We start from the raw sequence: 12901 nt of genomic DNA, 5'->3' as shown, positions 1-12901 counted from the left end.
CCCCGAATCGTCGGCCGATCGGCAAACGCTTTTCGAGAGACGCTGCGACCCATCGAGAAACGCTTTAGTACTCTCACGTGCGTAGGACCCGATAATGAGCGCGGACGCCCGTCGCGACGCTCGTGTTTTCCGACAGCGACGAGCCCCGCGAGCGCGACGACGACCGGCCCTTTGAGGCCGAGATCACCACACTTCCGTCGTCGCGTCCGTTCGTCTTCGTGTTCTACCGTCCGGTTTCCGGTTCGGCGAGCGTCCGCTTTCGCGTTTATTTACAAACTCTAAACCGCTGAATTTAAGGGTCTAAGGGTCCCAGCACACGGTAATGACACGCGTGGCACTCGCGTTTAGCGGGGGACTCGACACCACCGTCTGCGTACCGCTGCTCGAAGAGGAATACGGATACGACGAGGTCATCGGCGTCACCGTCGACGTCGGCCAGCCCGCCTCGGAGTTCGAGGAGGCCGAGGAGACAGCCGAGGCGCTGGGGCTCGATCTCCACGTCGTCGACGCCAAGGAGGAGTTCGCGAACCTGTGTTTCGACGCGGTGCGGGCCAACGCGACCTACCAGGGCTACCCGCTCGGCACCGCGCTCGCGCGCCCGGTCATCGCCGAGGCCATCCTCGAGGTGGCCCTCGAGGAGGACTGTGACGCCGTCGCCCACGGCTGTACGGGCAAGGGCAACGACCAGCTTCGGTTCGAGGCCGTCTGGCGCGGCTCCGATCTCGAAGTGATCGCGCCCGTGCGCGAGCTCGGGCTCACCCGCGAGTGGGAGATCGACTACGCCGACGAGAAGGACCTGCCCGTCGAGGCCGGCGACGGCGGCGTCTGGTCCATCGACACGAACATCTGGTCGCGCGCGGTCGAGGGCGGCGAGCTCGAGAACCCCGATTACGTCCCGCCGGAGGACATCTACGAGTGGACCGCGGAACCCGAGGGCGAGACCACCATCGAGGTGACCTTCGAGGAGGGCGTCCCCGTCGCGGTCGACGGCGAGGAGATGGGTCCCGTCGAGCTGATCCAGCACCTCAACGAGTACGCCGGCGGCTACGGCGTCGGCCGCACCGACGTGATGGAGGACCGGATGCTCGGCCTGAAGGTGCGCGAGAACTACGAGCACCCGGCCGCGACGGTGCTTCTCACCGCGCACGCGGCCCTCGAGGACCTCGTTCTCACGAAGGGCGAGCGCTCGTTCAAGAAGGGGATCGAACAGGAGTGGTCGGAGAAGGCCTACCAGGGGCTCGTCTTCGCGCCGCTCGTCGACGCCCTCGACGCGTTCATCGCGGAGACCCAGGACGTCGTCACCGGCACCGCGACGGTGAAGGTCGCCGGCGGCAACTGCCGCGTCGTCGCCCGCGACAGCGAGTACGCGGTCTACTCCGAGGAGATGGCCTCGTTCAACACCGCCGACGTCGCCGGGATCGCCCAGGAGGACGCCACCGGCGTCGCCAAGTACCACGGGCTCCAGGAGCGGCTCGCCAACCGCGTCCACTCGGACGTCTCCGGCCGCGAGCTCGCCGCCGACGGCGCGGGTGAGGAGGGCGAGGTCGACGCCGCCGGGATCGACACGGACCTCGAGGACGCCGCCGACGAGTGACCATGTCCGACGGAACCGCCCCCGGGACGGCCGTCCGCCGCGACCGCTTCAGCGGCGGCCCCGCCCGCGAATTCCTCTCGAGCCTCGCGGCCGACGAGGCCATCTTCGCGGCGGACCTCGCCGTCGATCGAGCGCACGTGGTCATGCTCGCCGAGGAGGGGATCCTCGAGCCCGACGTCGCCGGCGGGATCCTCTCGGCGCTCGCCGCGGTCGAGGCCGACGGCCACGACGCGCTCTCGGAGGGCGAGGACGTCCACGAGGCGATAGAGACCGCCGTCATCGACCGGATCGGCCCCGACGGCGGCCGGATGCACACCGCGCGCTCGCGCAACGACGAGGTCGCGACCTGCATCCGGTACCGCCTGCGCGAGGACCTGCTCGAGCTCGCGGAGGCGACGCTCGCGCTGCGCGAGGCCCTCGCGGCGACCGCACGCGAGCACGCGGGGACGACGATGCCCGGATACACGCACCTGCAGTCCGCCCAGCCGACGACCGTCGCCCACCACCTGCTCTCCTACGAGTCGGCGATCGCTCGCGAGACGGCGCGTCTACTCGACGCCTACGACCGGACGAACCGGTCGCCGCTTGGCGCCGCGGCCTTCGCGGGAACCCCGTTCGCGATCGACCGCGAGCGCACCGCCGAGCTGCTCGGCTTCGACGGGATCGTCGAGAACTCGATGGACGCCGTCTCGGCGCGCGACTTCCTCGTCGAGGCGGCCGCGACGATCGCCTCGCTCGCGACCACGCTCTCGGGGCTCGCCGAGGACCTGATCGTCTTCGCGAACAAGGGATTCCTCGAGCTGGACGACGATTACGCCTCGACCTCCTCGATCATGCCCCAGAAGAAGAACCCCGACACGCTCGAGCTCACCCGCGGCGCCGCCGGCGACGCGATCGGCGAGCTGACCGGCGTCCTGACCGCGCTGAAGGGGCTCCCCCGCGCGTACAACCGCGACCTTCAGGGGGTCCATCCCGGCGTCTTCGAGATCGCGGGCCTCGTTCGCGACGCGACCGACGTCGCCGGCGGCGCCGTGGCGACCGCGGAGTGGAACGCGGACGCCCTGGCCGAGGCGGCCGGTGGGGGCTTTTCGACCGCCACCGGCGTCGCGGACCTGCTCGCGATGGCCGGGCTGCCCTTCCGGTCGGCCCACGAGATCGTCGCGCACGCGGCCGCGTCGATCGAGGACGCCACCGACGCCGACTCGACGGCGACGGTCCTCGATGCGGCCGCGGAGGACGTCCTCGGGGAGTCGCTGTTCGAGTACGTCGACCGCGCGGACCTCGAGTCCGTCCTCGATCCGAACGTGAGCGTCGCGAGTCGCGATTCCGCGGGCGGTCCCGCGCCGGAGGCAGTCGACGACGCGCTCTCCTCGGTCGATTCCGCGATCGCGGCCGACGATGACGCGATCATCGACCGCCGGAACGCCCTGGCCGAGGCGGCCGAGACGCTCGAGGCGGAGGTGGCGTCGTATGTCTGAGGCCACCCGCCTCGAGGCGCTCGCATCGGGCGACGTGCCGGGATCCGGGGCCGTCCCCCGGGGATTTGGGGTCCGTCGGCGACGGGCGACGCTCCGTCGACGACCTCGCCGACCCCGTCGCCGACCGCGACGGCGATCGGCGGACGTTCCGAGCGCGTTCCCGTCGAACCCCAACGGAGGGATCTCATATCTATACGGGATCTGATGGATGATATCGAACGGTCGCGTTAACGACCTTCTGTCCCGTTAGCTCCTGGTGTGTGTCGTATCTTCCTTCTGATAGGTTCGAAGGGTTTATGTAGCAACGACGGGGAAGTACGAACACGACAATGACACAAGCAGAATGTGTCGAGTGTGGGGCCGAGGTTTCCCTGCACGACGACCTCGAGGTGGGAGAGATCATCGACTGTGGCACCTGTGGCGCCGAGCTGGAGGTCATCGACGTTTCCCCGCCGGTCCTCGATCGAGCCCCCGAGCTCGAAGAGGACTGGGGGGAGTGAGATGAAGGTCGGAATCCTCTACTCCCGGATCCGCAAGGACGAGAAGCTCCTCCTCTCGGAGCTTCGCGACCGCGATCACGAGGTCGAGAAGATCGACGTTCGCAAGGAACGGTTCGGCCTGCAGTCGACGACCGCGAACGTCGAGGACCTCGACGTCGTCGTCGATCGGTGTCTCGCGACGAGCCGGTCGCTTTACGCCTCGCGGTTCCTCGACAGCTACGGCGTTCCCGTCGTCAACGCGCCGGAGACCGCCGACGTCTGTGCGGACAAGGCGAAGAACTCCCTCGCGCTCGCGAACGCGGACGTTCCCACGCCGGAGACCCAGGTCGCGTTCACGACCGACGCGGCCCTCGAGGCCATAGAGGAGTTCGGCTACCCCTGCGTGTTGAAGCCCGTCGTCGGATCGTGGGGCCGGCTGATGGCGAAGATCGACTCGCGAAACGCCGCCGAGGCCATCCTCGAGCACAAGGCGACGCTCGGCCACTACGAGCACAAGGTGTTCTACGTCCAGGAGTTCGTCGACAAGCCGGGCCGCGACATCCGCGTCGTCGCGGTCGACGGCGAGCCGATCGCGGCGATGACGCGCACCTCGGACCACTGGCTGACGAACGCCGCCAGGGGCGGCCAGGTCTCCGAGTTCGAGATGGACGAGACGGTCCTCGACCTCGTCGAGACGGCCTCCGATGCGGTCGGGGGCGGCCTGCTCGGCATCGACCTCATGGAGGTCGGCGGAACCGGCTCCGGCGAGTACACGGTCCACGAGGTGAACCACACCGTCGAGTTCAAGGCGCTCAACGACGCCGTCGAGGCCGACGTCCCCGCCGCGGTCGTCGACTGGCTGGAGACGCGCGTCGCTTCCGACGAGGCCGACGAGGGAAATGAACGCCGGGCGGGAGCGGCGGCGCGATGAGCGCGTCCCCCCTCACCGCCAGCGTGATCGGCGGGTCCGGATTCGCCGGCGGCGAGCTGTTGCGCCTGCTCGCCGGCCATCCCGAGTTCGAGATCACACAGGCGACCTCCCGATCCTACACCAACAAGACGGTCGGCTCCGTCCACCCGAACCTCCGATCGCTCGACCTCCGCTTCAGCGATCCCGCGGATCTCGAGTCGGTCGACGTCCTGTTCGCGGCCACGCCACACGGCGTCTCAATGGAACGGATCGACGCCTTCCTCGAGGCGGCCGACACCGTCGTCGACCTCTCCGCGGACTTCCGGCTGCCCGAGGCGGACCTCTACGACGAGTGGTACGAGGGTCACGACGCCCCGGAGTACCTCGAGCGCGCGGAGTACGCGCTCCCGGAGATCAACCGGGAGAACCTGGAGGGTGCGGAGCTGATCGCCGGCGGCGGCTGTAACGCCACCGCGACGATCCTCGGGCTCAAGCCCCTCGTCGACGAGGGGATCCTCGGTCCGGAGACGGGCGAGGTCGTCGTCGACGTGAAGGTCGGGTCCTCGGAGGGCGGCGCCGGCGGCGGCGCGGCCTCCTCACACCCCGAACGCTCCGGGGTCGTCCGCCCCTACGCGCCGATCAGCCACCGCCACGAGGCGGAGATCGGTGCGTACCTCGGCCTCGACGTCTCCTTTACCGTCCACGCCGTCGACATGGTTCGCGGCGCCTCCGCGACCTGTCACGTCTTCCCCGACGGTCCGGTCTCGAAGGGCGATCTGTGGGGCGCCTACCGCGGCGCCTACGAGGAGGAGCCGTTCATGCGGCTCGTCTCCGGCGGCGGCGGCGTCTACCGCTACCCGGAGCCGAAGGCCGTCGCCGGCACGAACGCCGGCGAGGTCGGCTTCGAGCTGGACCCGAGCAACGAGCGCGTCGTCGTGTTCTCGGCGATCGACAACATGATGAAGGGATCGGCCGGCCAGGCGGTCCACGCGGCCAACGTCGCCCTCGGATTCGAGGAGACGGCCGGTCTCGAGTTCCAGGGGCTTCACCCGGTGGGATCGCCGTGAGCGACGCCGATTCCGAGGACCCTCCCGTCGTCGTCAAGGTCGGCGGCGCCAAGGCGGTCGATCCCGCCGGCGCCATCGGCGACGTCGCCGACCTCGTGGCGGCGGGCCGCTCCGTCGTCGTGGTCCACGGCGGATCCACCGCGGTCGACGACACCCTCGACCGGCTCGGCATCGAACCCGAGTACGTCGAGTCGGCCTCCGGCGTCACCGGCCGGTTCACCGACGCGGAGACCATGGAGGTCTTCGAGATGGTGATGGCCGGCAAGCTCAACACGGAGCTCGTCGCCGATCTCCGGTCGGCCGGGGTCGACGCGGTCGGGCTCTCGGGCGTCGACGGCGGGCTCCTCTCGGGCCCGCGCAAGTCGGCGGTTCGCGTGGTCGAGGGCGGCAAGAAGAAGATCCGTCGCGGCGACCACTCCGGAAAGCCGGAGTCGGTGAACGACGACCTCCTCCGCGGACTGACCGCGGACGGCTACGTGCCGGTCGTCTCCCCGCCGATGGCGGGCAGGGAGCGCGACGGCGGCGTCACCCCGGTCAACACCGACGCCGACCGCGCGGCCGCCGCCATCGCCGGCGCGCTGGATGCGGAACTCGTCCTGTTGACCGACGTCTCGGGCGTCTACGCGGACCCCGAGGACTCCGAGACCCTCATCGAGTCGGTCTCGACGCCCGCCGAGTTCGAGGCGCTCGAGGACGCGGCCCAGGGGTTCATGGGCAAGAAGGTGATGGCGGCCGAGGAGGCGCTTTCGGGCGGCTCCCCGCTCGTCGTCGTCGCCGACGCGAACGCGGACGATCCGATCGTCGACGCGCTCTCCGGCGGCGGGACGCACGTGCACGCGAGCGCGCTCGCGAAACGGGACGCGAATATGGGGGACGCGTAGATGTCCGGATTCGTCTTCTCCGAGAAGCCGATCACGATCGAGTCGGGCGAGGGATCGACCCTCGTCGCCGACGACGGCACCGAGTACCTCGATTTCGGCGCGAGCTACGCGTGTGCCCCGCTCGGCCATTCCCACCCCGCCGTCACGGAGGCGGTGACGACGCAGGCCGAGCGGCTCACCTACGTCCAGGCGTCCTATCCCGTCGAGACGCGCACGGAGACCTACGAGAAGCTCGCCGCGCTCGCGCCCGGCGACCTCGACAACGTCTGGCTGTGCAACTCCGGGACCGAGGCCAACGAGGCCGCGATGAAGTTCGCGCGCGCGGCGACCGGCCGCGAGACGATCGTCGCGACCAAACGAGCCTTCCACGGGCGCACCCTCGGGGCGCTCGCGCTCACCTGGAAGCAGAAGTACAAGGCCCCCTACGAGCCGCTCGCCGGCGGCGTCGAGTTCGTCGAGTACGGCAACGCCGAGGAGCTGGCCGAGACCGTTGATTCCGACACCGCCGCGGTCTTCCTAGAGCCCGTTCAAGGCGAGGGCGGCATCCATCCGGCCGACGGGGAGTACCTGCAGTCGGCCCGCGAGGTCACCTCGGACGCGGGCGCGGCGCTCGTCTTCGACGAGATCCAGACCGGGATCGGCCGGACCGGGACGCTCTGGGCCTGCGAGCACGCCGGGGTGACCCCCGACATCCTCACGAGCGCGAAGGGGATCGCCAACGGGCTCCCGATGGGCGCGACGCTCTGTGCCGACTGGATCGCCGAGGACTTCGGCGACCACGGATCGACGTTCTCCGGGGGCCCGGTCGTCTGTGCGGCCGCGAACGCGACCCTCGAGACGGTCGTCGAGGAGGATCTCCCGGCCCACGCGGAGGCGGTCGGCGCGGACCTCCGCGAACGGCTCGAGGACGCGGTCGACGAGCACGACCTCCCGGTCCGCGACGTGCGGGGATCGGGGCTGATGATCGGCATCGAGGTCAAACGGGGGGCAAACCGGATCCTCCGCGACCTCGCGATCCACGAGCAGGTGCTCGCGCTCCCCGCCGGGCGTTCGGTCGTGCGGCTGCTCCCCCCGCTCGTCGTTGGGGAGACGGAGGCGGAGCGGTTCGTCGACGCGTTCGTGGAGGTGCTCTCGGAGTGACGACCGGCTCCGGGGCGGCCGGGTCCGGCGACGCCGATCGCGACGGAGACGCCTCCCGCGTGATCGTCGCCGGCGATCGGGACCCGTATCCCGACGCCTGCGACACGCCGGCTCGAAAGCTGCTCTTCGATCTCGTGTCGATCCCCTCGCCCTCCGGCGAGGAGGAGGCGGCCGCAGAGCGCCTCCGGGCGTTCTTCGAGGCCAACGGCCGCGAGGCCTGGATCGACGAGGTCGGCAACGTCCGCGCGCCAGCGGACGACTCGGTGCTTTGTACCTCCCACGTCGACACCGTCCCCGGCGACATCCCCGTCGAGGTGAAGCCCGCCCTCGAGTCGGCCTACGACGTCGATCCCGACGATCCGACGGGCGGCGAGGCCCTCTGGGGACGCGGAACCGTCGATGCGACCGGGCCGCTCGTCGCCATGGCCGTCGCCGCCGTCGAGACCGGCGTCTCCTTCGTCGGCGTCGTCGGCGAGGAGACCTCCTCGCGGGGGGCACGCCACCTCGCCGCCGAGCGCGACCCGCCCGACGCGCTCGTCAACGGCGAGCCCTCGGGCTGGAACGGGATCACGCTGGGCTACCGGGGATTCCTGGCCGGCACGTACGTCAACACGAGCGAGTCCGGCCACACCTCGCGTCCCGAGCCCAACGCGATCCAGCACGCGATCGACTGGTGGGCGGGCGTCGAGGACGTCTTCGATCCCGCCGACCCCGAGACCCCCGTCTTCGATCAGGTGACGACGAAGCCGGTCTCCTTCGACGGCGGGCTCTCGGAGGACGGGCTCGCCGTCGAGGCCACCGTCGACGTCCAGCTTCGGGTTCCGCCCTCGCGGACCGTCGACGAGGTCCACGAGCTCGCCGAGGGCCAGTTGACGACCGGCTCCGTCCACTGGAAGGAGCCGATCCCGCCCGTCATGGAGAGCCCCCGCACGCCGCTCGCACGCGCGTTTCGCGTCGCCATCCGCGAGCAGGGCGGGGACGTTCGTCTCCTCAGGAAGACCGGAACCAGCGACATGAACCTCTTTGCGGCCGCCTGGGACTGCCCCATGGTCACCTACGGTCCCGGCAACTCCGAGTTGGACCACGCGCCCGACGAACACCTTCCGCTCGCGGAACTCGACCGGGCGGTCGCGGTGCTGTCGGACGTCTGTCGGGACCGACGATAGCCCGACGAGCACGCGAGACGATACGAACTGATCGAAACGACACCGAACCGATCGAGACGACAGCAGACCGACACCGCACACGGACACACCATGTCACTCACCACCGACGACTTCCTCGACATCGACGACCTCTCGCCGGCCGAACTGGACCGCGTCCTCGATCGTGCCGCGGCGCTCAAGGACGGGTCGGACGAGACGCGGCTCCCGGACGCGACGCTTTCCATGATCTTCGAGAAGCCCTCGACGCGGACCCGCGTCTCCTTCGAGACGGGGATGACCGACCTCGGCGGCCACGCCATGTTCCTCGGCCCCGACGACATCCAGCTCGGCCACGGCGAGCCGCTTCGCGATACGGCCCGGGTGCTCGGACGGTACGCGGACGCCGTGATGGCGCGGCTCTTCGATCACGAGGACGTCGAGACGCTCGCCGAGTACGCCGACTGTCCCGTGGTCAACGGACTCACCGACGAGGCCCACCCCTGCCAGACGCTCGCCGACCTCCTCACCATCCGCGAGTACGCCGGCGAGGACGTCCACGTCGCGTGGGTCGGCGACGGCAACAACGTCGGACAGTCCTTCGTCGTCGGCGCGGCGATGGCCGGCATCGACGTGACGGTCGCGACGCCCGCGGAGTACGCAATGGACGAGGCCGTCCTCGACCGTGCCGCCGCTCTCGGGGGCGATCCCACGGTCACCACCGATCCCGAGGCCGCCGTCGCCGACGCCGACGTCGTCTACACGGACGTGTGGATCTCGATGGGCCAGGAGGACGAACGGGAGGCGAAGCTCGCGGCGTTCGACGGCTTCCAGGTGAACGAGCCGCTGCTCGCGGGCACCGACGCCGCAGTGATGCACTGTCTACCCGCCCACCGCGGCGAGGAGATCACGAACGACGTCCTCGAGTCCGAGCGGTCGCTCGCGTGGGACCAGGCCGAAAACCGGCTTCACGCACAGAAGGCGCTTCTCGTCGAGCTGTTGGCGTAGTCGTCGGCCGCAAGGACGTTCGTCAACTGCGAGCCGTTCACCGATCCGTCGCCGACTCCCCCGTCTCAAAAGTCGTGTTCGAGGTCCTCGGGGTCCGAGTTCGCCTTCTGGATGATGATCTTGCCGTCCCGCACCCGGACGAACACCTCGTCGCCGATCTCCATGCCGGCGACCGCGAGTTCGTCCTCGTGTAGGTTCACGTGTACGTTGTGGTACTCGCCATCCTCGTCTTTGGCCCCACTCGGACTGAGCTTCTTCTTGCGAACCATCGGCGGCTTTCTGGTGTGAGTTCAAGGCAGGAGCTATATAAGTGTTGTTTACCGCCGAACGGTCGCTACCACCCGTTCGTCGGCCGATGCGGAGCCCTCCGGGACGCCCGCGGTCCGTGGATATGTTCTAAAACGGATCCGCGTCCGAGCCGAAACCCCTCGTCGATTCGCCCGAATCAACGCTCGACACCAATATTCACACGGGTTTCGGGTCGAATTTACCCCGATCGCGGGGGCACATCGCCGCTTGATGCCACTTTCACCCCCGAATCCCCGATATATTTATAATAGATTGTGTGCTGGGTTGCCATGGAGGTCGACAATTATGGTACGTGACGACGGCAAGCGGAACTTCGCCCTGCGAGAGCAGGAAGGATCGGAAACGAGCGTCTTCTCCGGCAACACCCCCCGACAGGCGGCCCTGAAGGCCGCCCGCCGGATCGAACCGGCGGATTCGGAGGACGACGCCGATCGACGGACGCTTCGGCTCCGAGAGAAGGGGACCGACAAGGTACACGTCTACGAGGGGTGGGCCTGGGAGGAGGAGCCGCCCGAGAACAGCCCCGACTGGCTCGAGGACCAGGACACGATCACGGAGGCCAACGTCTCCAAACAGGGCATCAAGCACCTCGACGAGGAGTAGCGACCGAAGCGATTCCGGATTTTTCGACGGGTATACACGCGTCGAACCGATAGCGGCGCGCACACGGCCATCACCCGGCGGGACCTGCCGTCCGAGCGGGGGATGACCGGCCGGCCTCCAGCCGTGTGATACTTTCGTCGCCGCTTCGACCTCGAGAGACGTCAGTGCGATCGACGTCGCTACCGTCCGTCGACGGGTCTTCGAGCCGTAGCGCTCCGGACTCACGGGGACCTCAAGATCGTGGTAGTGTACTCCCATGAAAACGCCTGACGCGGCACGGATCGAACGACGGGGTTAAATACTCACCTCCCATCGAATGGAATGCAACGGGCGAGCCCCCACCGGGGCGCGCCCACCCGCCGCTCGTCGGCGGGCGTTTCGGAACGACGCCCTTATCAAGGGTCGTCCACTCGAAACGTAATGCGACAACACGACCGCGAACTCGCCTCGTTCAACCCGAGGCGGTTTCGCCCCCGGACCCGAGGTGACCCGACGGGCTTATGCTCGTCGAGTCCCAACGCTCGGGTCCACCCCAATGAGGACGTCATCCCTGCGGTCCGCCGTAAGCCGACGTCTGATGTGAGCTCGATGGTCCGGTGTCATCCGGGACTGCCGGCGACACCGGACACGGACCATGCAATGAATGTAGATACGATCGTATCACGACGATACGACGGTGATCGACGAACAACGCGTTCGTCCATCCCGCCACCCCCCTCACGTGGGGAATCACACGTGAGGGCACCCATTCCGGTTGATCCTGCCGGAGGCCATTGCTATCGGGGTCCGATTTAGCCATGCTAGTCGCACGAGCTTAGACTCGTGGCATATAGCTCCGTAACACGTGGCCAAGCTACCCTTCGGAGACGCATACCCTCGGGAAACTGAGGCTAATTCGTCATCCGACTCCCCGGCTGGAATGCGGGGAGTCGCAAACGCTCCGGCGCCGAAGGATGCGGCTGCGGCCGATTAGGTAGACGGTGGGGTAACGGCCCACCGTGCCGATAATCGGTACGGGTTGTGAGAGCAAGAACCCGGAGACGGAATCTGAGACAAGATTCCGGGCCCTACGGGGCGCAGCAGGCGCGAAACCTTTACACTGCACGCCAGTGCGATAAGGGGACCCCGAGTGCGCAGGCATAGTGCCTGTGCTTTTGGTGACCGTAGGGAGGTCACCGAATAAGAGCTGGGCAAGACCGGTGCCAGCCGCCGCGGTAATACCGGCAGCTCGAGTGATGGCCGATCTTATTGGGCCTAAAGCGTTCGTAGCCGGCCTGTCAAGTCCGTCGGGAAATCCACGCGCTCAACGCGTGGGCGTCCGGCGGAACCTGGCAGGCTTGGGACCGGAAGGCGCGACGGGTACGTCCAGGGTAGGAGTGAAATCCCGTAATCCTGGACGGACCGCCGATGGGGAAACCACGTCGCGAGGACGGATCCGACGGTGAGGGACGAAAGCTAGGGTCTCGAACCGGATTAGATACCCGGGTAGTCCTAGCCGTAAACGATGCCTGTTAGGTGTGGCCCCCGCTACGAGCGGGTGCTGTGCCGTAGGGAAGCCGCTAAACAGGCCGCCTGGGAAGTACGTCCGCAAGGATGAAACTTAAAGGAATTGGCGGGGGAGCACTACAACCGGAGGAGCCTGCGGTTTAATTGGACTCAACGCCGGACATCTCACCAGCATCGACTGTAGTAATGACGGTCAGGTTGATGACCTCGCCACGAGCTACAGAGAGGAGGTGCATGGCCGCCGTCAGCTCGTACCGTGAGGCGTCCTGTTAAGTCAGGCAACGAGCGAGACCCGCATCCGTACTTGCCAGCAGCACTCACCGTGGCTGGGGACAGTACGGAGACCGCCGTGGCCAACACGGAGGAAGGAACGGGCAACGGTAGGTCAGTATGCCCCGAATGTGCTGGGCAACACGCGGGCTACAATGGTCAGGACAATGGGTTCCAACTCCGAAAGGAGACGGTAATCTCACAAACCTGGTCGTAGTTCGGATTGTGGGCTGCAACTCGCCCACATGAAGCTGGATTCGGTAGTAATCGCGTGTCAGCAGCGCGCGGTGAATACGTCCCTGCTCCTTGCACACACCGCCCGTCAAAGCACCCGAGTGAGGTCCGGATGAGGCTCCCGAGAGGGAGTCGAATCTGGGCTTCGCAAGGGGGCTTAAGTCGTAACAAGGTAGCCGTAGGGGAATCTGCGGCTGGATCACCTCCTACAGACCGAGACTCGTAGACGCGACGTCTACGAGCTCATCTTACACTCATCGTATCGTCACGATCACTCTCG

General features: G+C 67.8%; 11 protein-coding genes and 1 rRNA gene. 11 read left to right on the top strand and 1 reads right to left on the bottom strand.

All coding sequences use genetic code 11. The features are described 5' to 3' along the window. The first annotated feature begins 322 nt into the window (after window positions 1-322). From ACZ5YD_RS09895 to argF, 9 genes are all read left to right on the top strand, one after another. A complete protein-coding gene (locus ACZ5YD_RS09895) occupies window positions 323-1594 on the top strand; it encodes an argininosuccinate synthase (protein ID WP_379743716.1) in 1272 nt (423 codons plus the stop codon). Between the two features lie 2 nt (window positions 1595-1596). Further along, window positions 1597-3072 carry an argininosuccinate lyase gene (gene argH, locus ACZ5YD_RS09890; protein ID WP_379743719.1) on the top strand — a complete coding sequence of 492 codons (1476 nt, stop codon included), beginning with the start codon at window positions 1597-1599 and terminating at the stop codon, window positions 3070-3072. 329 nt (window positions 3073-3401) lie between these two features. Beyond that, window positions 3402-3572 (top strand): lysine biosynthesis protein LysW, encoded by a 171-nt coding sequence (gene lysW / locus ACZ5YD_RS09885; RefSeq protein ID WP_373675162.1) that lies wholly within the window; start codon window positions 3402-3404, stop codon window positions 3570-3572. Between the two features lies 1 nt (window position 3573). Beyond that, complete coding sequence (gene lysX / locus ACZ5YD_RS09880) at window positions 3574-4482, top strand: lysine biosynthesis protein LysX (RefSeq protein ID WP_379743722.1); 909 nt, start codon at window positions 3574-3576, stop codon at window positions 4480-4482. After that, window positions 4479-5528, top strand: a complete 1050-nt coding sequence (gene argC, locus ACZ5YD_RS09875) for an N-acetyl-gamma-glutamyl-phosphate reductase (protein ID WP_379743725.1) — start codon at window positions 4479-4481, stop codon at window positions 5526-5528. The genes lysX and argC overlap by 4 nt, the downstream gene beginning before the upstream one ends. Continuing rightward, on the top strand, window positions 5519-6409 hold the full coding sequence (locus tag ACZ5YD_RS09870; RefSeq protein ID WP_379743752.1) for an acetylglutamate/acetylaminoadipate kinase: 891 nt from the start codon (window positions 5519-5521) through the stop codon (window positions 6407-6409). Before argC ends, ACZ5YD_RS09870 begins: the two co-directional genes overlap by 10 nt. Then, the gene (locus ACZ5YD_RS09865) at window positions 6410-7549 is read left to right on the top strand and encodes an aspartate aminotransferase family protein (protein ID WP_379743728.1); all 1140 of its coding nucleotides are present in this window, start codon (window positions 6410-6412) and stop codon (window positions 7547-7549) included. It begins immediately after the preceding gene. A gap of 59 nt (window positions 7550-7608) precedes the next feature. Beyond that, entirely contained in the window at window positions 7609-8715 is a 1107-nt protein-coding gene (locus tag ACZ5YD_RS09860) for a [LysW]-lysine hydrolase (protein ID WP_379743755.1), read from the top strand. Between the two features lie 90 nt (window positions 8716-8805). Continuing rightward, window positions 8806-9699, top strand: coding sequence for an ornithine carbamoyltransferase (argF, locus tag ACZ5YD_RS09855; RefSeq protein ID WP_379743731.1), 894 nt, complete (start codon window positions 8806-8808; stop codon window positions 9697-9699). 65 nt (window positions 9700-9764) lie between these two features. On the opposite strand, the gene ACZ5YD_RS09850 is transcribed toward argF, so the two are convergent. Then, window positions 9765-9968, bottom strand: a complete 204-nt coding sequence (locus ACZ5YD_RS09850; RefSeq protein WP_379743734.1) for an AbrB/MazE/SpoVT family DNA-binding domain-containing protein — start codon at window positions 9966-9968, stop codon at window positions 9765-9767. Window positions 9969-10293: 325 nt separating this feature from the next. On the opposite strand from ACZ5YD_RS09850, the gene ACZ5YD_RS09845 reads away from it, so the two are divergent. After that, window positions 10294-10611 (top strand): non-histone chromosomal MC1 family protein, encoded by a 318-nt coding sequence (locus ACZ5YD_RS09845; RefSeq protein ID WP_379743737.1) that lies wholly within the window; start codon window positions 10294-10296, stop codon window positions 10609-10611. Between the two features lie 747 nt (window positions 10612-11358). Continuing rightward, a 16S ribosomal RNA gene (locus ACZ5YD_RS09840) occupies window positions 11359-12829 on the top strand. Window positions 12830-12901 lie beyond the last annotated feature (72 nt).

Source organism: Halopenitus salinus (genome assembly GCF_055397165.1).
The sequence above is the reverse complement of the archived record's forward strand: the minus strand, read 5'-3'. Positions and strand labels throughout refer to the sequence as shown.

Excerpts from the sequence above, each read along its gene's own strand:
- lysX (WP_379743722.1), top strand. The coding sequence starts at position 3,574 with ATGAAGGTCGGAATCCTCTACTCCCGGATCCGCAAGGACGAGAAGCTC.
- argC (WP_379743725.1), top strand. The coding sequence starts at position 4,479 with ATGAGCGCGTCCCCCCTCACCGCCAGCGTGATCGGCGGGTCCGGATTC.
- ACZ5YD_RS09850 (WP_379743734.1), bottom strand. The coding sequence starts at position 9,968 with ATGGTTCGCAAGAAGAAGCTCAGTCCGAGTGGGGCCAAAGACGAGGAT.
- lysW (WP_373675162.1), top strand. The coding sequence starts at position 3,402 with ATGACACAAGCAGAATGTGTCGAGTGTGGGGCCGAGGTTTCCCTGCAC.
- argF (WP_379743731.1), top strand. The coding sequence starts at position 8,806 with ATGTCACTCACCACCGACGACTTCCTCGACATCGACGACCTCTCGCCG.
- ACZ5YD_RS09895 (WP_379743716.1), top strand. The coding sequence starts at position 323 with ATGACACGCGTGGCACTCGCGTTTAGCGGGGGACTCGACACCACCGTC.
- ACZ5YD_RS09845 (WP_379743737.1), top strand. The coding sequence starts at position 10,294 with ATGGTACGTGACGACGGCAAGCGGAACTTCGCCCTGCGAGAGCAGGAA.
- ACZ5YD_RS09865 (WP_379743728.1), top strand. The coding sequence starts at position 6,410 with ATGTCCGGATTCGTCTTCTCCGAGAAGCCGATCACGATCGAGTCGGGC.
- argH (WP_379743719.1), top strand. The coding sequence starts at position 1,597 with ATGTCCGACGGAACCGCCCCCGGGACGGCCGTCCGCCGCGACCGCTTC.